This window comes from Rhodoferax sp. RT4P68, from assembly GCF_056521305.1.
This window is the reverse complement of the sequence record NZ_JBWMBB010000009.1, coordinates 25,698-45,050: the sequence shown is the minus strand read 5'-3', so window position 1 is coordinate 45,050 and position 19,353 is coordinate 25,698. Positions and strand designations below refer to the sequence as shown.

At 68.7% G+C, this 19,353-nt stretch carries 15 protein-coding genes and 1 pseudogene; 4 read left to right on the top strand and 12 right to left on the bottom strand.

Annotated elements, in window-relative coordinates; translation table 11 throughout:
* Window positions 1-469 precede the first annotated feature (469 nt).
* The 5 genes from AC099J_RS19155 to AC099J_RS19135 form a co-directional block, all read right to left on the bottom strand.
* On the bottom strand, window positions 470-1,093 hold the full coding sequence (locus AC099J_RS19155; protein ID WP_479616879.1) for an IncC plasmid conjugative DNA transfer DtrJ family protein: 624 nt from the start codon (window positions 1,091-1,093) through the stop codon (window positions 470-472).
* Window positions 1,090-2,997 carry a conjugative transfer system coupling protein TraD gene (gene traD, locus AC099J_RS19150; RefSeq protein WP_479616878.1) on the bottom strand — a complete coding sequence of 636 codons (1,908 nt, stop codon included), beginning with the start codon at window positions 2,995-2,997 and terminating at the stop codon, window positions 1,090-1,092. The genes AC099J_RS19155 and traD overlap by 4 nt, the downstream gene beginning before the upstream one ends.
* Entirely contained in the window at window positions 2,991-4,784 is a 1,794-nt protein-coding gene (gene mobH / locus AC099J_RS19145) for a MobH family relaxase (RefSeq protein ID WP_479616877.1), read from the bottom strand. Before mobH ends, traD begins: the two co-directional genes overlap by 7 nt.
* Before the next feature lie 103 nt (window positions 4,785-4,887).
* Complete coding sequence (locus tag AC099J_RS19140; RefSeq protein WP_479616876.1) at window positions 4,888-5,496, bottom strand: FlhC family transcriptional regulator; 609 nt, start codon at window positions 5,494-5,496, stop codon at window positions 4,888-4,890.
* A 10-nt stretch (window positions 5,497-5,506) separates the two neighbouring features.
* Complete coding sequence (locus AC099J_RS19135) at window positions 5,507-5,836, bottom strand: hypothetical protein (RefSeq protein ID WP_479616875.1); 330 nt, start codon at window positions 5,834-5,836, stop codon at window positions 5,507-5,509.
* A gap of 269 nt (window positions 5,837-6,105) precedes the next feature.
* On the opposite strand from AC099J_RS19135, the gene AC099J_RS19130 reads away from it, so the two are divergent.
* Window positions 6,106-6,867, top strand: a complete 762-nt coding sequence (locus AC099J_RS19130; RefSeq protein WP_479616874.1) for a S24 family peptidase — start codon at window positions 6,106-6,108, stop codon at window positions 6,865-6,867.
* 59 nt (window positions 6,868-6,926) lie between these two features.
* On the opposite strand, the gene AC099J_RS19125 is transcribed toward AC099J_RS19130, so the two are convergent.
* The 4 genes from AC099J_RS19125 to AC099J_RS19110 form a co-directional block, all read right to left on the bottom strand.
* The gene (locus AC099J_RS19125; protein ID WP_479616873.1) at window positions 6,927-7,991 is read right to left on the bottom strand and encodes a DUF932 domain-containing protein; all 1,065 of its coding nucleotides are present in this window, start codon (window positions 7,989-7,991) and stop codon (window positions 6,927-6,929) included.
* A gap of 315 nt (window positions 7,992-8,306) precedes the next feature.
* A complete protein-coding gene (locus tag AC099J_RS19120) occupies window positions 8,307-9,317 on the bottom strand; it encodes a DUF7146 domain-containing protein (RefSeq protein WP_479616872.1) in 1,011 nt (336 codons plus the stop codon).
* Window positions 9,304-10,971 (bottom strand): ATP-binding protein, encoded by a 1,668-nt coding sequence (locus AC099J_RS19115; RefSeq protein ID WP_479616871.1) that lies wholly within the window; start codon window positions 10,969-10,971, stop codon window positions 9,304-9,306. Before AC099J_RS19115 ends, AC099J_RS19120 begins: the two co-directional genes overlap by 14 nt.
* Before the next feature lie 97 nt (window positions 10,972-11,068).
* Window positions 11,069-11,608, bottom strand: coding sequence for a hypothetical protein (locus tag AC099J_RS19110; protein ID WP_479616870.1), 540 nt, complete (start codon window positions 11,606-11,608; stop codon window positions 11,069-11,071).
* Between the two features lie 472 nt (window positions 11,609-12,080).
* On the opposite strand from AC099J_RS19110, the gene AC099J_RS19105 reads away from it, so the two are divergent.
* The 3 genes from AC099J_RS19105 (at window position 12,081) to AC099J_RS19095 (ending at window position 15,656) form a co-directional block, all read left to right on the top strand.
* Entirely contained in the window at window positions 12,081-12,842 is a 762-nt protein-coding gene (locus AC099J_RS19105) for a DUF1845 domain-containing protein (RefSeq protein ID WP_479616869.1), read from the top strand.
* 413 nt (window positions 12,843-13,255) lie between these two features.
* The gene (locus tag AC099J_RS19100) at window positions 13,256-13,504 is read left to right on the top strand and encodes a helix-turn-helix transcriptional regulator (protein ID WP_479616868.1); all 249 of its coding nucleotides are present in this window, start codon (window positions 13,256-13,258) and stop codon (window positions 13,502-13,504) included.
* Between the two features lie 592 nt (window positions 13,505-14,096).
* On the top strand, window positions 14,097-15,656 hold the full coding sequence (locus AC099J_RS19095; protein ID WP_479616867.1) for an FAD-dependent monooxygenase: 1,560 nt from the start codon (window positions 14,097-14,099) through the stop codon (window positions 15,654-15,656).
* 59 nt (window positions 15,657-15,715) lie between these two features.
* Here AC099J_RS19095 and AC099J_RS19090 read toward each other — a convergent pair.
* The 3 genes and pseudogenes from AC099J_RS19090 to AC099J_RS19080 form a co-directional block, all read right to left on the bottom strand.
* Window positions 15,716-16,345, bottom strand: a pseudogene (locus AC099J_RS19090) (IS3 family transposase); the annotation flags it as partial.
* Between the two features lie 1,051 nt (window positions 16,346-17,396).
* Window positions 17,397-18,056, bottom strand: coding sequence for a hypothetical protein (locus AC099J_RS19085; RefSeq protein WP_479616866.1), 660 nt, complete (start codon window positions 18,054-18,056; stop codon window positions 17,397-17,399).
* Window positions 18,057-18,162: 106 nt separating this feature from the next.
* Window positions 18,163-19,215 carry a gluzincin family metallopeptidase gene (locus tag AC099J_RS19080; protein WP_479616865.1) on the bottom strand — a complete coding sequence of 351 codons (1,053 nt, stop codon included), beginning with the start codon at window positions 19,213-19,215 and terminating at the stop codon, window positions 18,163-18,165.
* Window positions 19,216-19,353 lie beyond the last annotated feature (138 nt).

The following is a 19,353-nucleotide window of genomic DNA, read 5'->3' as shown; positions in this document are numbered from 1 at the left end:
GCCGCGGTTGATGCGCGCAAAGCCCACGGCGATCGCGCCGTCTACCACCTGCTGGGCTTGCAGGAGGCCGACGCCGCCGCCGATGCCGCGCGCAACGCGGCGGCGACGTAGCGGCCATCGGTCGGTGCCGCAGGGCCGTCATCTGGTGCCTGCGCTCGGGTACGCCCGGTAGGTCTGGGCGGCGAGTTCGGCGCCGCGGATGTCGCCAATGTGTCGGCAGCGCCAGTTCGAGGTCGCCGGATGCAGTCGTTCGGCCCCGAACTTGTGCCGATAGTCGGTCGGCATGCGCGAACGACCGCTGTCGCCATCATCAACTCTCTCCGCGGGGCGAGCGAAGGTCAGGTTCCAAGGTGGACGGGTCACTCGCCGAGAAAGCCGCCGCCGGCTGCAATGGGCGCCAAGCTGCCCATCGACTTGGAGAACCGTCGGACGTTTGCAGGCAGTCCGCCGAAGGCAATGGCCATGCGTCCTAGGCGCGCCTGTGAAAGCTCGCGATCGACAGGCCGACCAAGAGCGACGCGGCGATGGGCAGTAGAGCGATCGTCAGCGGATGCAGCTTACGGGGGACCACCAGCGCCACGACCGTTCCGCACGCGACCACGATGAGCAGGCAGCACCACACGGCGAACAGTTCAGGGTCATGTTGAAGGAACTCCCTGGCTTTGATCAGGCGGCGCAGGGCGCCATCACTCGCGGCTGCGATCGCGATGGGCAACAGCCAGGGCAGCCAGGCCATCAAGCCGGCGAGCCGGTAGCTCGCCAGCAGCAAAATCGCGTCGACGGAGCGCACATAGTCGTTGGCGAACAGGCGCTGCGTCACGTAGCGCATCTCCGACGCGACGGCGCTGCCGACGACCTCTCGTTCTGGCTTCGGCGAGACATCGGGTAGCGGGCTCGCCCTGGCTACCTGCGTCTGCAGGCGCATGGCGCTCTGAAGATGCTGGTCAGCGCGCTCGGCGCCCCACAGGTCCGTGGCGCGATGGTGTTCTTGCCGCAGGACCTGCAGAATCTCGGCCGGCGCGTGGATGGCCGGGACGTACAGGACCAGCACCAGCACCGCCAGCAGCGACACGACAGCAACGACCCGGATCATGCGACGCTCCGCGCATGCGCCACACCCGCATCGGCGCCAGGGTCCAGAATCGGAAACCGCCCCTTGACGATGCGCCCGCCGGACACCGAGGCAAAGTACTGCAGGTTCGGCAGCTTGCCCAACACATCGGCCGGCACCAGTTCCTCGAAGCTCTCGGCCAGCTGGGTCGAGTAGCTCGACGAGAAATCCCCGAGGTGTGCGTCCGCCCCATGGCTCAGCCCCACGCGCACCGTGTGGATGGCCGTCTTGCCGAAGGTCTCGACCACGAAGTCCTGCGTCGGCCGGTCCTTGGTGCGCAGCGCAATCAGATTGTTCAGGTTGCCCAGCGCCATGCGCGCCGCATGCTCGCTGCCCAGGCGCCGGGCCAGGTCGGCCAGCGTCTGCATCGAGCAGGTGGTGAAGATGCCGCCCTCGGCGCCCTTGTTCAGGATCTCGATCAGCGGCTGGTTGATGACGTTGCTGACCTCGTCGACGAACAGCGCGATGCGGCGGTAGGTGCCCAGGTTGTAGCGCATGCCGGCGCGCGCGGCCTGGTCGGCCAGCGCCAGCGCGCCGATGGCCGAGGCGACCGAGGGATCGGGCAGGGCGTCCAGGCACATGTACAGCACATGGGCGCCGCGCTCGATCTTCTCGAAGTTCATGATGGGCCGCTCGTCTTCGGCGTCGAACGGGTCGGGCGACAGGCTGCGGCCCAGGTCGCCCGAGGTCAGCATGGACAGGATGGGCAGCAGGTTGGCCGTGATCTTCTGGTAGTGCTCGCGGTTGTGGCGGAAGGTGCGGACCTGGGCGTCGAGCACCTTGTGGCGCTGGTGCTGGGCGACCTGGTGTTCGTAGTAAGCGACGAAGGCCATCAGGTCGGCACTGGCGGCCTCGGACGGCCGCTTCATCTGGCCGCGGTGGGCCTCATGCAGCAGGCGCCGCATGTCCGGCAGTTCGCGCCAGCCGGGGCCGAGGAGCCCCTCGTAGAAGCGCCGCAGCGAGGCCTCCAGCACGGGCTCGATGCCGCCCTCGATGTACTTGGTCAGCTTGATCAGGTTCGGCCGCTCCTCGAGCGCCACCAGGCCCTGCACCACGACGTTGACGGCGTCCCAGCCGAAGGCGCTGAAGGCGCCGGCCGTGTCGGGCGGCATGATGGCCTGGATGCGCGAGGCGATCTCGGTCGGCTTCTGCCAGTTGAACGTGAAGTCCAGCCGCACGCCGCGCTCGGGGAAGGCGGGGTGGAATTCGAGGAAGCAGTCGGGCTCGCGGTAGTCAGCGCAGGCGCGCTCGACCACGCGCTTGAGGCGTTGGCTGTTCTTCGGGTCGATGACGACCACCACGTCGCCGCGGCGCACGGCCTGGGTGATCAGGCAGGCCAGCGCCACGCCTTTGCCCGACTGGGTCGTGCCGACCAAGAGGGTGCCACCTTCGAAGTTCTGCAGCGGCCGGTGCAGCGGGTGTTCGCGCGGTTCGACGCCGTGCAGGTAGGGCAGGCCGATCTCGGCATCGGGCTGCGCCAATTGGCCCTGACCCAGCAGCCGTTGCAGCCAGCGCGGGATGGCCTGCTCGCGGTAGTCGACTTTGGCGAGCTCGTACAGGCGCTGGGCATGCACCGGTTGCCATTCGAAGCCAAAGCCCAGAAAGACCTGCTCCGGATCCTGGCTCTGTTGGGCCATGGCGCGCGGACCGATGACCTGCACCCGGCGTCCGCCCAGCGCGCCGCGCAGGCGCAACACGCGCAAGGCTTGCATGGCGCGCCGGAACCCGAAGGCGAAGCAAGCCAGGGCCAGGCTTGACGCGACCTCGCGGGGCAGCCACGCGCCCCAGGCGACCACGGCGAAGTAGAGGCTGGTGGCAAGCCAGACCGCGGCGGCCTGCGCCTCGAAGGCCGGGCGCCAGGGCATCTCGTACCGACGGGTCAGCATGCCTGCCCCGTTGACGCTTCACGGCCAACCTGGCCTCTTTGGACCCCTGCTGCCGCGGGTGGCGCGCGCCGCAACCCTTCGAAATGCTCCCACGCCAGGCGCACCCCCAGGGTGGGCGTGCCGTTGACGCTTTGCGTGCAGGTGGTGGCCTGGTCGCCCGGTCGGCTCGCCAGCAGGCGCGCCTCGCGCAGGGCACGCAGCGCGAGCGCGGGTTGCACGCCACGACGCTGGAACTGTTCGAGCGCAATGAACACGCCCTCGTCGTCAGGCAAGAAGCCCTCCACGGCCCCCTGGGCTGTGTGGGCCGCCACCATCTCCGCGAGCGCGGCGGTGACGGCCGGGTGCAGCCGCAGTGGTGCCTTGAAGCGGGTGGGCGGCGTTTCGGCGTGCGCTGCGTCCGACACCCCGTGCTGCTCGGGTCGTGCCATGAGCGGTCCCGGCGCGTCGCCGAGCAGCGACAGCTGGCCCATGCCCGCGTCCAGCACCACCGACGTGCGTGGGGACGTTGTGCCTGGCGTTGCTGCCGACTGCTGCCGTGAGGCTGCTGCGGGCAAGGGCACATCCGGAGCGACCTGACCAGGCGGGCCCCGGGTCTCGACCGCCACCGCCAGGCGCTGGTCCAGCGGTTGGGCCAGGACGGGGACCCCGGCCAGCAGCAACGCCGGGGTACTGAGCTTCACAGCCGACATGGGTCCTTTGCCGGTGGGCGTCTGGATGGACCAGATCACCTGGTCCGGCGTGCGGGGGACGATGGCGCCTGCCTGCAGCAGGATGTCCAGGACCGCGGGCGCATCGCCGGGCATGCCGGCCAGCTCGTCGATGGCCAGCAACGCGAGCACATCGTGGCCGCAGCCCGGCCACAGCAGGAACAGGCCGTCCAGCGCGTACCAGACGCGGCTCTTGTCCTGGTTCGGCACCCAGGCCGAGTGGCCCGCGCTGAGCCGGCGCAGCGCGTCCAGCAGGTAGCGCGCCAGGTGCTCGGCGTCGGCCGCGCTGCCGCGCTGGCCGGCGTGGACCAGCAGGTCGCGGCCGATCACCAGCGCTGCGGACCGCCGCACCAGCCGGTCCAGCACGTTGTGCTCGGCGAGCGGGACACCCCCGATGCTGGCCAGCAGATGGGCGACGATGGCGCTGTGGCCGTGGTCGAGATGCTGCAGCAGTTCCGGCGGCAGCACATGCGGCAAGGCAAACAGGGCGGTGCCGCGCGCTTCTCGCGTTTCTCGTGCTTCCCGCGTTCCTCGCAGTTCTGACGCATCGCGCGATGCGTCACGCCACAGTACGCGGTAGCCGCCGTACGCATGCTGCGCCAGCCAGTCGGCGAGCGGGCCCAGGCAGGCCGGCCACACGGCGCCGTCGTCGGCGACGACCGTCACGGGGCCTAGCGCGCGGTGCAGTTCGCTGCAGAGACCGCCCACGAGCGTTGCGAGGCGCCAGCGCGGCTCCAGCTCGACGCGTTCCGAGATCGTGGCCTTGCCGGAGAAGATGTGCGCGTCCGTGCCCTGCAGCGCGAAGAAGGCGGTCTCCAACCCCAGCCGCAGCAGGCCGCCGGGCTCGCTGAAGAAGCTGTCGGCGGTGGCCGGCAGCAGGTGCACGTAGCGCGCGTAGCCGCGCAGCAGCGGCAGGAGGTCGCGCTCGAAGGTCGGGCGGTCGGCGCCGAAACACAGTTTCAGCCGGGCCAGCAGGGCGCCGTTCTGCTCCAGCAGCGCGTCCACCGGCCGCGCGTCTTGGCGCGTCGCGCCAGCGCTGTCACGCGGCGCGGCTGTGCGGGCTGGTGGGTGTTGCGCCATGGTGCGGATGCCACGCCCCCTCGGGCGTCCTGGCGGGCCATTGTTCGCGCAGGCCGGCGGCGCCGCACGCCGTATCGGACACTGATTTGGGGGGATATCGGCGTCAGCCCCCGGGAAGGTCGTGCGCAAGCGTCCCATCGCCACCCAGGCGCTCCCGGAGCGGGACGCGGGGCAGGGCGGCCACCAGGCGCTTGTCCCAAGCCGACCGTTCGACCAGCTTGCAGAAGATGCAGCGCTCGAGAACGGGTCCGGTGCAGGCCATGTGCAGGCGGTGCCTGGCACAGGCCGCGCACGGACTCACGCGGAAGCTGGCGCTGGTGGCGATCCACCGCCCGGCGGTGTGCGCCGCGAGGTCGAAGGCCCGGTCGAAGTTGATGCAGGACAGCTCGCCGAAGAGCCGGCGGTCGAACCGGAACGCGGCGACCAGCGATTCGGCCGCGCGGAAGCCCAGCGCGCGCGAGTGCTCGAAGTCCGTCATGAGGATGGAGGCCTCGATCTGCTGCGGCAGGCTGGCATTGTGGAACCATTCGCGCGTATTCGGCAGCCGGCCGCGCGCCGCGTGCAGCTCGCCCGGAGGTATCAGCTTGCGCAGGTTTTTCTCGGAGATGTTCGTCAGCAGGGCCATCGTGCTGATGCGGGCCCCTGCGTGCGCGCAGGCACGCGCCAGAACGAGGTCGTGGATCGTGCGGTCGATGCGAAAGACCTTGGCCATGGCGATCTCCTCAGCGCGACCGGTCGGCAGGCGAGGACGGCTTGCGCTTGGACCGTGGCGCTGGCCTGGGCGGCTGCGCCGCTGCCAACGTGGCCGACAGGTCGGTCGGGGAGTTCAGCAGCTCGAGGAAGTCGCTGCGCAGGACCACGATGGAAATCGGCCCGATCGCCTGGGTGCGGTTCCACAGCTGGTCGGGCGTGAACGATCGCAGGCGTTCCGCGTCGTCGGCCTGCAGGCCGAATGCGCGGCAGGTGTCGATGGGATCGTGCTCCAGCCCGAAGCGGATGGTGTTTATCAGGCGGAGATTCGAGGTTTGAACGTCGAAGTCAACGGGGGACATGATCAGCTTCCTCATGCGGGTGGCCCGGTGCGGGCCGGGGTTTACAGCGGTTTCATGGTCGTGGTGGATTGCCGGTGGATGAAGCCGTTTACAGCATATGCTGCACAGCCAGGACCACCAGGCACAAACTGTTTCAATCGCAAGGGCAGATTCGGTTGCCATGCACGAAGTCCCAGGAATCTGGGCGATGTCGCACGTCAGCAACTGCGGATCCCAGGCGTCACGGTGACACTCATGCTCTGGGTGAGACCAACGCGCCAAGAACCACCATGATCCGAAAAAAAAAACCTGCGCGGCCGACCGGGCACGACGCACACGCCAAGTTCTCCGTGCTCGTGCCCCACGACAAGGCACCCACGGCAGCGTCGGAGCCGCGACAGCACGTTGACGCCACCACCGCCGCGACGGTGGTCGCCCCGAGCCTGGTGCCCGAGGTCCGCGACCGGCTGCTGGCGCGCCTGCATGCCATGGGCATCGCCCCCTCGCGCACCGTCTCGCATGCGGCCCGCATCACCCAGCGCACGGTGCAGAGCGTGCGGCGCTGGTTCGATCCGCGCGAGCCCGGGCTGCCGGATTTGGCCTCGTTCGTGCGGCTGTGCATCGGGCTGGGCTGTCGCGCCGACGATCTGCTCGGCATCGAGCCGGCCCAGGCCGCGCTCGGCCACCTGGTGCAGGACACGCTGGTGCTGGCCGACAGCCTGCAGGCCCTGGCGCGCAGCATGGCCGCGCGCGGCGGCATCGGCACGCCCATGCGCATCGTCGGCGACGAAATGGCGCCCCACCTGCGCGAAGGCGATCTGGTCTTCGTCGACACCCAGGTGGCGGCCCTGGCCGGCAACGGCCTGTATGCGCTGGAGTTCGATGGCCGGCGCCTGATCCGCCGCGTCGAGCAGCGGATCGGGGACCGGCTCGTGCTCAAGTGCGACAACCCGGCCTATGCGGACTGCGAACTCGGCACCGACGTCGCGCAGGATGGACGCCTGCGGGTCGTCGGCAAGGTCCACGCGGCGCTGGAACTGCGCCCGCTCTGAAGCACGGAGCGCCGCGCAGGCGCGGGAGGTCGCCCTCCCGGTCGCCTGCGCGCCGCACCTCACGCCGCTTCGGCAAGCGCCTTCCATTCCGGCGCACTCCACTCGAGCAGGCGGCCGCCCAGGACTTCGAAGTCCGTCGCGCGGTCGTAGTCCTCGATCTCCTGGCTGTAGTGCGTGACGGCGTTGACCACGCCGTAGCCCGACAGATCGCCGCCGGCCACCAGGTGCCGCAGCACCCCGGCGCGCTCCTGGTCGTTCAGCGCGCAGCGCTGGGCCAGCACCTGCACGGCTTGCACCGGGTCGCCGACGAGCCGGATGCCCATGGTGTGGCGCAGCTTGTTGGCCGCCTGGTGGAAGCTCAACTCGGACACCGCCGCCTGCACCACGTCGCGCGCCTTCAGGAAGAAGGCCTTGTCGTCGGCCTGCAGCGTGTCGTCCTGGTAGACCGTCACGGCTGCGTCCTCGCGCGCCAATGCCCGTCCGATGTGGGTCTTGCGCAGGGCGCGGTCCGGCACGATCAAGCCGTTGCGGCAGACCAGCCGGAACAGCAGGGGCTGCACCGACAGCGTGCCCTGGCCGACCTCGGAGTTGGTGATGGCCACGCCGGCCTGCACGATGTCGCCAGGCGCCATCTCGCACTGCAGCTGCGGCGTGATGCATTTGAGGTACATGCGCGTCTCGGTCAGCTCGACGGATTCGAACACCACGTCCGGCAGGCCCTGCAAGATCGGCAGCACATGCTCGGCCAGGTCGTAGTTGTCGAGCCGGCGGTAGCGGTCGGACAGCACGGCGCGCACGCGGCCGTCCAGGGTCCGCAGCAGACGGCGCTCGCTCTCGCTTGCCAGCCAGGTGTTGACGTTGCGGTCCAGCAGGCTGGGCTGGTCGGCGCGCATGCGCTCGAAGTAGGCATGCGGAATGCCGAGCTTGTCGGCGAGCTGACGCCGCGCCAACTGCGTGACGCCGTACTCGGCGGCGCCAGTGGCTTCGGCGACCACCAGGCGGGTGTCGCCGGTGTCGCTGGTTGTGTGCCGCACGAGTGCGGACGGAACGACCAGGTCCTTCTTGCTGTCCAGCTGGCGCTGCAGTTCCTGCGCCAAGCTCAGCAGGGTACGTCCATGTCTCATGACCATCTCCTTTGCATTTCAAGTAGGGAACCACGGCCCTCTTGGGGACGCTGGTCCCCAGGGGGTGCCAATCGGTGCCGGCAAGCCGGCACCACCGTGGTGCGAGGGATCGCACCGTGAACTCCGAGGCTGCCTTCGCCGCGCGAGCGGCCTGGTCTGGCAGCGACCAGTCGGGAAAGCCGGGGGTGACCTTTGCGGTGCAGGCCGATGCACCGGGCCGCCAGGCCCGCGCGACCTGCGCTGAAAAGGCCGGGCGCGGCCACCGCCGTCGCCCGCCAAGCCATGGCGCGTGGCCGCGCCCACAAGACGGCACGCTCATGCCACCCTCACGAGACGGGTCTGCTGGCGTTGGCGCCAGACATCGGCCCAGTCCGATCCGGCGGCCTTGGGCAGGTAGACCTGCACCTCGCGCGCCGTGCTGTCCTCGCGCCGCAGCCGCCGCGCTAGCGCGTAGGCACTGGCCTGGCCGGTGAAGTCACCGTCGGCGTCGTTGTCGGCGTAGATGCAGACCCGGCGCACGGTGGGCGGCACCCAGAGCTTTTCCAGATTGCCCGCGCCGAGCGCGCACCAGACCGGCTTGCCGGTCGCCAGCAGCACGGCCAGGCCGGTCTCCAGGCCCTCGCACACCGCCAGTTCGTCGGTGGCCGCGGCCAGGGGCACGGAGGCCCCGACGTAGCCACCCGACAGCAGCTTCTTCGCATCCTGGGCGTCCAGCTTGTGGCCGTCCGTCAGGTAGGTGCGGTGCAGCGTCACCAGGCCCTGCGGGCTTTGCACGCTGGCCAGCATGGCCGGGTAGTCGGCCAGCTTGCGCGCACGCGGGCCACCGTCCTTGCGGAAGTAGCCCAGGGCGGGGTGGCAGCGCAGGGCTGGCGGGTACACCGCCAGGCCCAGGCTGCGCGCCTGCAGGTAGCGGTCGACGGCATCGCCGGGCGACACCGGCAGGGCCTCGTCCCAGATGCGCTGCGCCAGGGCGCGCATGCGCTCGGGGGAGGGCGCCGCGGGCTGGGCCGTCGATGCCGGTGGTTCCGGCAGCCGGCCCAGCAGCGACTCCACGGCACACAGCGCCGCATGGAAGTCCAGGCCCTTGCAGGCCTGCAGCAGCTTGAAGCCGCCGCCGGCGCCGCACTTGCGGCAGTGGTAGTTCCCTTCGCCGAACTTGTCGGTGTACTGGAACCGGTCCACGCCGGCGCGGCACAGCGGGCAGGCCATGGGCTTGCGCAGCAGCATGCGCTCGTCCAGCCCCTGGGCGCGCAGGATCTCGGTCCAGCGGCCATGCGCGGCACGCCGGGCGGCGTCCACGCGCTGCGCGTACTCAGGGTTGTCCATGCAGCGCTCCCAGTGGCCGCTCTTCCAAGCCAAGGTTCCCCAGCGGGATGGCGACCAGCGGCGAGCCGACCAGCTCGACCGAGCAGCCTGACGCCGCACCGTTGCCGACGCTGATCTCGAACGAGCAGCCGTGCAGCAGCGGGTAGCGGTCCAGCTTCATGGTCGCCAGCAGCGCCGACAGCGTGGCCTGCGCATCGGTGGAGCGCAGGTGCTGGATCAACGCCGCCAGGGCCTCGCGGTCGGCCTGCATGGCGCCGTCCTGGTACCGGTCGCAGTCGTCGAGGAAGTCCGACAGCTGGCGCACCGGCTCGCCACTGCACTCGCCGGCGGGCAGCAGCAGCTGCTCGGCATGGCAGACACCGGCGTCCTCGATCTCGGCTTCCTCCTGGCCGACCCGGATGCGCACGGCGCGACAGAGCACGACGCGCGCGCGCACCACCCGGCCTTCGAGCTGCGCCTGCGTCTGCACGTCCAGCGCCTCGACCTGGGCCGGGGTGTCGTCCAGCATGCGGATGTGGCGCTGCGCCCAGTGGCAGGCCTGCAGACTGTGGGGGCGCATGACCAGCCAGCGGCGCGCGCGGGCCAGCATCCAGTGGGCGGCGTTGCCCGCATGCGGATCCTCCAGCGCGACCAGTCGCACCTGGCCTTGCTCGATCTCCGCGCGGCTGGGCGCCGTGGCCACCGGGTCCATGAAAGCCCGCGCGAACGCATGGCCCTGGACCGGGTAGCCACCGATGCGCTCGCACAGCGCGGTCGGCAGTTCGTCCAGGTCGTTCAGCAGCTCCAGCAGGTTCCAGCTGCGCATGGCGTTGTAGAACGTGTCGACGAAGCTGCGGTCCGGCTGGCTGTCACGCGCCTTGTGCAGGTGGTGGCGCCAGCACAGGCGCAGCTGCGCCTCGATGCGTGGCAACTGCTGGTCGGCGTCGATCAGCATGTCGCGGTCTGGCAGCCTGGCCACGAACTGGCGCGGGTCCAGGTGCACGACATTGACGTGGTCACTCTCGTGGTACGAGGGCGCGTGCACACAGAAGCCCTGCAGGAACACCAGCATGCCGCGCATGGCGCGGCCGTCGTGGCGGCCTGTGAGGTGCATGGCGCCGATGGGGGTGGCTTCGAACACCAGACAGTCCTCGGCATAGCGACGGACCAGCTGTTCGCCGTTGAACACCACGTCGACCGGAAAGCCCTGGCACAGCCGTTCCATGCGCACGGACAGGTCGGGCAGGTCCACGCCGTGCAGCTCGACGCGTGTGCCGGCGACGTGGGCGTCGGTGGTGACGACGTCACATGGCGCCCGGTCCAGCGCAGCCACGGTGTCGATGTCGACGCGCTGGTGGCCCGAGTGCACGATGCAGCGCGTGGCCGCATACAGGCACTTGGTGAAGCCCAGGCCGAACGCGCGTTCCTCGACCACGGTCTGGCTGTCCCAGCCCGAATGGTGGAAGGTCAGCAGGGCCTGGAAGTCCTGCAGGCCGCAACCGTCGTCCTGCACGGTCAGGCGTTGTGCGTCCAGGTCGTAGTCGACCTCGATGTGCTGCGCGCCGGCACGGCGCGCGTTCTGCAGCAGCTCGGTGACGAGCGTGAAGCGGTTGGAGAAGGCGTAGCGCTGGTTGCGCAGCGCGCCGGCTTCGTCGATGTGCACTTGGATCTGCATGGTCATCTCCTGTGGAATGCGGGTCGGCCTAAGGGAGCGCGGCACCGCGGGGGTGGATGGGTCAGGCGAACAAATCACGCCAAAGAACGCGAAGACATCAGGCGAACATGTCGCCATGCAGCGCGATGCGCCGCGTTTCCTCGTTGAGCCACTGCGGGTTGGCGGCCAGGCGCGCGGCCACCCAGTCCGGGTGGTCCAGCACGGCCTCGCGTACCCAGCCCGGGTAGCGCAGCAGCGTCTCGCGCAGCCAGGGCTTCACGGCGGCGCGGATGCGGTCGCGGACCTCTTCGGCGTCCACGAGCCCGCAATAGGGCAGGGGCGACAGCGGGCTGCAGCCCACGACGCGCAGGCAGGACACGAACGAGAACGGCTGGCCGTCCTTGGCGCGCTCGGTGAAGACCCAGCGCAGCGTGTCCAGCTTCTCCTCCAGCGGCGTCTCTGGCTCGGCCAGCCGCTGGATCTCCCGCAGCAGCCGCCAATGCAGCAGCACCAGGTCTTCTTCGCTCCATTCGACGGGTGCATCGACATCGAAGGCACCGGTGTCGGCGCTGCCGGTGTCGGTCTCGAGCAGATCGACCGGGACATGGAACAGCGAGTCAACGGAAATGATCTGCGAGCAGGCGTGGGTGTGCACCATGGTGGGCTCCTAGGGTTGAAAGGGAGGCCACCATCACCCGCGGGGCGTGGAGCCCCCAGGGGTTGGCAAACATCGGATCCGGGACGGATCGGGACACGAGGCTGGCTTGCGCACGGCGCGGTGCGTCGTGCGTCCGGTCTGCCAGCGACCGGCGGGAAAGCTTTCGGCGCCAGGCCAGCGGTGCAGGGCCTGGACCGGCCTCGAAAGCCGCATCCGCGTCCGGTCGATCCTCCTGACGCCGCACCGCAGGGACTCGAGCGGGGGCGTCGTTGACTCCAGGGCTAGCCGGGGAAGCAGGGCCAAGCTACTGCATGGGAGGCACAGTAGGCGACGGAGCGTGACGCGTCAACCCCATCGCCACCTCGCAACGGGGCTGGGGTCGATATCCCCCCAAATCAGTGCCCGATTCGCATGGCGATGGATCCGCAAGATGCCGATCATGGAGGCCGCAGGATCCGCACCGGAGGAGGCCATGGCCCAGATCGAAGTCGTCCAGCATGACCAGGGGGGCGTCAACGCCCGCATCCTCGCGCGCGAGCACAAGACGGACTTCCGGCGCGTCGAGGCCGCCAGCCTGAAGATGCCGTCGCGTTTCGCCAGTCCCGACGGCAAGCGCGCGTTTGTGCGCTACTTCAACACCTTCCAGCTCGGCAGCCACTTCGTCTCGGTGATCGCGCGCACGCGGCTGGACCCGACCGAGGTGGCCAGGGCCGAGACCACGCTGCGTGCGCAGATGGACCAGCTGGCCGCGCTGATCGACGAGGCCATCGATGCCGCCGAGGCGAACTTCCAGGCGCACGGCATCACGGTGACCGCCACCTACGACACCGTGCCCATGGTCCTGGAGGTCGGCGTGCTGTCGTCCAGCGGACGCCGCTATCTGGAGATCCTGGGCAAGCTGGACCAGCTGATGCCGCTGCTGCAGACGCTGGAGATCCACGAGGTCGGGACCGCCGAGCAGATCGACCACGAGCGCGCGGTCCTGAAGCGCAAGGTGCGCGACGTGGCGAACAGCGCGCGCAGCCAGGCGAGTCGCTTGCGGATGAAGATGAATGCACTGGACCGGTCCGCCGAGGCTGCCGGCCGCCGCGGGGACGAGGAGGATGGTGTGCCAGATGCTCCAGCCGCGGTCACCGCGCCCGAGGATGCCAAAGCGTGCAACGGAGCCGAAGCACGCAACACGGCGCCACACCCCACCGCCGTGGTGCAGCAGGGCGTGGTCGCCTCCGTCTGATCCCATCGCGTCGCATCGCCATGCACGAAGTGCCAGGATGGCGGGGCCAATAGGCGGGTCCCTGGCACGCGGTGGTTCCGCCGCTGCACGGCGCGCGCTAAAGTGGTCAGGCGTGTACGCCGCCCACTGCGGCGCACGCGACGCCGATCGGGCGCGTCGCAGTCGTACCTGCCTCTTGCAACGCCGTGGGACGGCCTCCGCCGCCGTCGCATGGAGTTTCGTGGACGCGCTGTGTGCAGGCGCTCTTCCTGGCGCAGTGCGCCTTGTTGCATGGACATCCTGGCCCCTCGGAACGCCGGCCAGGCGCTTAAGATCCAGCGTTCCTTGGCGGCGCGTTGTCTTGTGACCTCGACGGCCGCGACAGAGCGGGTCATCCCTGTTCCAGTCGGCGACAGCCGGCACAAGGATCGATCATGCAACACGTATTTCCTTCGACCCCCAGCGCGCCACGTGCAGCCGATGCACCTGCGCTTGAACGCGCAAGCCTGCCGGAGATCGGGTTCGTGCGGCAGAAGCTGCTGCTGCGCGTCATCCCCTTCTCCAAGACCACGCTGTGGCGACGGGTGCAAGCAGGAGAGTTTCCGAAGCCGGTTCGGTTGTCCGAGGGCATCACCGCCTGGCGGGCCGAAGATTTGCGGCAGTGGATTCAGCAGTGGCGGTGACCGCGGACTACCGGCGAGGAGCGCGTCGAGGTGAGGGCGGCGGCACGGATGTGCTGCTGCACAGCCGTGCCCAGCGCGATGGCGGGTGGCTTGCCATCGACGCCCGCGACAGCGCATCAACGTCTGGGCCCATTAGCGCATGCGCTATTCGTGAACGCCCGGCATCCATGCTCGCGCGTTGCGCGACGGCCCTGCTGAGTGGCAGCTTCGCCGCCCTTTGCTGTCGGTCGCCGGACGAATTTGGACGTCGGCAGTGCAGCGGTTGCCGCCGTTGCCATGGATAAGGCGAGCGAGTGGTCCGGGTTGTTTGCGGTCGCTGCGCCCCCATCGCTTGCGAGGCTCGAACGGCTGCACTGGGCCGCGTCCCAGCGGATGCGCTGTGAGCGCGAGCACCACGACGTTGTGGAAGCGCCGGTGCGCTGATCGATGTGCTCCTGTACGGCGTGGCCGACCGCGCATTGCCGAAGGCACGGCCCGACAGCGACATCCGCCGCGTGCTGGCGCCGTACTCGGGTGCCTTTAGACGCGATGCAGGCTGGCGGTGCGCCGGCCAGCGGCGCATCATGGCGGGCAGGCTACGAGGAGAAGCGCCATGCACACGCAGGTCTTGATCGTAGGGGCCGGCCCGACCGGCCTGATGCTGGCCGTCCAGATGGCGCGCGCCGGGCTGATGCCGTTCATCGTCGACCGCCATGCCGGCCCGGCCATGCAGTCGCGCGCGCTCGGCGTGCACGCGCGCACGCTGGAGATCTACGAGCGCATGGGCGTGGTGGAGCAGGCGCTGGCGCTCGGCACCCCGGCCACCGGCGGCAACCTGTGGGCCGACGGCCGGCGGCTGGGCCGCGTGCCGCTGGGTAGTGCTGGTGCACGCGTCAGCCGCTATCCGTACATCCTGGTGCTGGGCCAGGACGACAACGAACGCATCATGGGCGAGCGGCTGAGCGGCCTGGGCGTGACCATCGCCTGGAACACCGAGCTGGTCGAGCTGGCGCAGGATGTGGGCGGCGTGCGGGCGCGACTGCGCAACCCGGACGGCCGCGAGCGCGAGCTGCAGGCCGACTGGGTGGCCGGCTGCGACGGCGCCCGCAGCAGCGTGCGCGAGCTCAACGGCATCGGCTTTCCAGGCGCGTCCTACGAGCAGGTGTTCTTCGTGGCCGACACGACGGCCACCGGCAGCATGGTCCCTGGCGAGCTCAACATCTACCTGTGGAAGAAGGGCTTTCACCTGTTCTTTCCGATGCGCGGCAACGACCACTGGCGCGTGGTCGGCATCCTGGAGCCGCAGCTGCGCGACCGGCCCGGGCTGACTTTCGAGGCGGTGGTGCCGTCCATCGAACAGGAGGCCGGCGACCAGCTCGCGTTTCAGGGCTGCTCCTGGTTCTCCACCTACCGCATCCACCATCGCCGCGCGGCCAGCTTCCGCGCCGGCCGCTGCTTCTTGCTCGGCGACGCGGCGCATGTGCACAGCCCGGTCGGCGCGCAAGGCATGAACACCGGGCTGCAGGATGCCTACAACCTGGCCTGGAAGCTCGCACGCGTGGCCCGCGGCGAGGCCGCAGCGGCGCTGCTGGACAGCTACGAGGCCGAACGCATCCCGGTGGCGGACCGCCTGCTGGACACCACAGACCGCGCCTTCCGCGTGATCGTGTCCGATAACCCGCTCGCGGGGCTGCTGCGCACGCAGGTGCTGGCCCGCGTCGCCGCGCTGGCGATGCGGTCCGCCCGTGTGCAGTCGCTGGCTTTCCGCACCATCTCCCAGACCGCCATCTGCTACCGCGGCGGTCCGCTGTCGCGCGAAGCCGCACCTATGCCGGCCGAAGGCGTGCGCGCAGGGGACCGCTTTCCGTGGCTGCAGCTGCGCCTGGCGGCGGGAGCGGCGCCCCAGGACCTGTTCGAGCAGCTGGACGACACGCGCTGGACGCTGCTGCTGTTCGGCCAGGACGCCCCCCCGCCGGCTGCGTTGCCGCCGGACGTGGCGGTGCTGTGCGTGCCCGCCGATGCCGGCAACGACGCGGTGCTGGCTGGCGCGGGTATCGCGCTGCTGGCGTTCCACCTGCTGCGGCCCGACGGCCATGTGGGCCTGTGCGGCGCGGTGTTCGATTCCGAGGTGGCGCGGCGCTACTGCGTGGAGCAGGTGGGGTTGTTAAGCTGAGCCTCCTGACCTGCCCCCATCCGCCGTACCAATGTTTCGGCAGAAGTCCTGGTTGAAGGTTACTGGATCTCGTTGTTTGCTGGTGTGAGCTGTTGAGCAGCATCGCCGGCATTCCGATGCTGCTCGGCGAACCGGGCTGGCGGCATGCGCCCGATGCTCCCGTGGGGCCGCACCACGTTGTAGTCGAGCCGCCATGCCGCGATCTCTTTGCGCGCCTGGTGCAGCGTCTGGAACCAGTGCTCGTTCAGGCACTCGTCGCGAAACCGGCCGTTGAAGCTCTCGATGTAGCCGTTCTGCATGGGTCGCCCCGGCTCGATCAGGATGTGTCGAATGCCGTGGCTTTGTGCCCAGCCGATGAAGGCCCTGCTGGTGAACTCGGGGCCGTTGTCTGTCCTGACAGCAGCCGGGTAGCCCCGGAACCGCGCGGCCTGGTCCAGCAGCCTGATCACGTACTGCCCGCTGATGCCGTAGTCCACCGCAATGTCCACAGCCTCGTGGCTGAAGTCGTCGGCCACGGTCAGGCACTTCAGCCGTCTTCCATTGGCCAGGCTGTCGCTGACGAAGTCCATGCTCCATACCTCGTTGACTTGGGTGGCGATGTTCAGCGGCGTGCGCTCGGCGGGTGGCCTGCGCACCTTCTTGCGCTTGCGCACGGTCAGGTTCGCCTCGGTGTACAGCCGGTAAAGACGACCCTCAACATCAACCCGGCGATTCGTTTCGCCAGCGACAAAGGGGCATGAATCGGGTGTTTTCGACGTCAGCCCCATCCGAAAGGATTTCGCTTCTTCCCCACTTGCGGTCGTGCATGACCACTGAGGCTTTGCGGTAGTCCCAGCGCCCCACGCAGGGTGGGTCGCGGAGCGCCGCTCCGGATGAGGGCACTTTGGAAAAGCGGGCCGTGCTTTTTTCGTTCAGAGTCAAAGTGCAGGGCACATCGCATTAGTCAAGGTCGGCTTCGGATGCTCGTCGCAAATTCCCGATACTGTTGCCACTGCGTAACCAGCTTCGACGGTAGCGTGGGGCTGCCGCAGACCGAAAGAAGCCGGGTCGGGTCCGTGCCAGCTTCTATGCGATTGCATGCGGCTATGCGCCCGGAGCCGTCATCGGCCGCCCCGATCTCGCCGCCCTGGAGCGGTCGGTCGGCCACTCCCACAGTCACGCGTTCGAGGCCACAGTTATCTGCCGCCTGCAAGCGCTGCGCATTCCGCGATGGCCACATCGAGTGTGGGCTCCAATGCAAAAGTGAGCTCAAATTTCGGTCGGCGCCAACACACCTCGAGCGCTGTCTCACCTGCACGCATGGTCAGGGTCGGACATCCGGCACGGATCTTCCGAGCCGCATCGCGCATAGACTGCCATTCGAAGAACCTCGGGTGGGTTTGCTCCAGGCGCCGATCAAGCGGGTAGATGCAGAACGCTGCGACAGGCTGGGCATTGAACTCGTCTCTCAAAGAACCGTGGTCGCTCAGATCCGGTGCCGGCCTCGGCTTGCGCGACGAACATTGCCGGCGTGTTGCTGCACCAGGCGTTTGGCGTGGCCTGCTGGGCGCGGTGCCGTTCGTAGTGGAACTGGGTGGCAGCCATCTCCCGCTAGAGTTTGCCGGCCGAACGGCTTCCACGTTGGCTCCCTGCGCGGGAGTCCGCACGGTCTCAAGCCGCGCTCCGGGCCTCAATTGCCGGGAATGCTGCCGGCGTGTCAGCGACATCTAGAACAGACCTTCGCTTCCCAAAATACGTCGCTCATCGGTCCTGGTGCGGCCCGAGCATCGCAGAGCGGAATGCGGCTGCGCTGCGCAGCGTGGCCGCGCTGCGCGAAGCGACCGCGCTGCGACCTGCCATCGCGCTGCGTGCTTTCGTGTCGTCGGGTACCGCCGGGTCCACGCCGAGCAGCAGTTCCTCGAAGGTGCCGATCATCAGATCCAGGCAGATCGCGACATCGTCGCCATCAACCGGCCACGCGACGATGTCGGGTGAAAAGTTCCAGTCCTGACCTTCGACGCCGGCGACCGCGACGCTGGGGCTGTTACCTACCGAAGTGCCGTCTCCGATCACGACGAAAAGCATCGGTCGAGGCAGCTTGTAGTATTGCCCTTCGAACGAGTAGCCGAAGATCCGGGCGACCCGTGCGTCGCGGTCTTGAAGTAGATTGCGCAGCGCCGCCTTCCGCTGCGCGGCCGAGGCATTGACAACGCCTCTGGACTGCTGCTGATTCGCGACGGCCAGATCGTTGAACGGCTTGCCGAACATGACGATCCGGTTGGAGTCAAAGAACGATTCTGCGGCGTTTTGTGAGGGGTACAGCGGAGGCCCCCCAGACTCCGTTATCTCGTCCGGCTTCTTGTCTGGCGTCTTGGGCAACGTCTCCGCCGGCTTTTCTTTTGCTTTTCGTTCACTAGCCATGGACCCTCCCTTTGAAAGTACCTTCACTGCCTAACCGATGATACGCACAGCTTGCTGCAGTGGATAGGAGCTCCGTCCGTCGGCTTGCTGAAGGTCAGCCGATTCATCAGACACGGATCCCGCGCCAGCTCAGGCAGTCGACCAGGATTCGGTGGCCCGCGCCGCTGGTCAGAGCTAGGTCGGCCTGAAGCATGGCCTGGGCGGCGCGATCGAAGGTGACCTGATCGTCAAGGGCTCTCCACGCGCCAGCCAGGCAGCGTGCCGTGTAGTCCCGCGCATCCAGCAGGGCCGCCTTGAACTGCGCCTCGTGCCCACTGAAAGCTACGTCGAAGGCCTGCTGCACCAGGGCTTCGTGGGCATCACCGGCCTGGCGCGATAGCGCATTCAGTTCCTCGCCGATCAGGCCTTCGCGCACCAAGATCTCCTGGAACACCTCGACCAGGATGTCGAAGACAGCACCCGTAAGCGGCAGGCTCATGTCGTGGCGCTGGCGGTTCGACAACAGATCGAGCGGCAAATCGAACGCCGGCACGTCGGACATTTTCAGCGACTGGCTGGCGTTGCGGATCTGGTCGGTCGTGGACAGTTCGCCGATGCGATTCAGCTCGTTTGGCAAGTACAGGTTGCCATGCGTGGCGCGGAGCAGGCGGTCTACCACCGTGTCGAAGTGAAGGGTCGAGATCAACGCGACGCAGTCCGCCGCCGATTCATGAAAGGCGATGTAGGGCGCGCAGACCTCTTCCGGCCGCGGCAGCCCGAGAAGGGAATAGAGCAGCGCATGGCCCAACTCGTGCGCCAGCACGTCGAAGTTGAGGCACAACGGCAGCGCGCCCGGCAGCCCGAGCGCGTGCGTGCCAAACTCCATGAAGCCATAGCCGCACTGGGCGTTGTTCCAGTGCACCATCGGCACGATCTCCAGGCGGTCGAAGTGCATCGCGAAGTGCCACGGAATCACCTGGCCGAGGTAGTGCTCCCAGATGTCTAACACCAGCCTCAGCGCGCCGTAGCAGTGCGCCGCCATGAATTCCCGCTGGCGCGGTTCGAGGTGGTCAAAGTGGCCTTCCGGTCCGGGCCGCGCTGGAGCATTCGCGGGGCCGCGCCAGGGTGGGAAGGCCTCGCCGTCGTACGGCAGCTTCTCGATTGCGTCGACCACGTACATGCGACCATCCGCTGGCCCGGGTCCGATGCTTCCGGCCGGCGGCGACACCCAAACCGTCTCGGGCCCGCGAATGCCCGGCAACACCGGGGCCTGCGGAAAAAGCAGGAACCTGGTTCCGGTCCGGGTGAGGCTGACTTG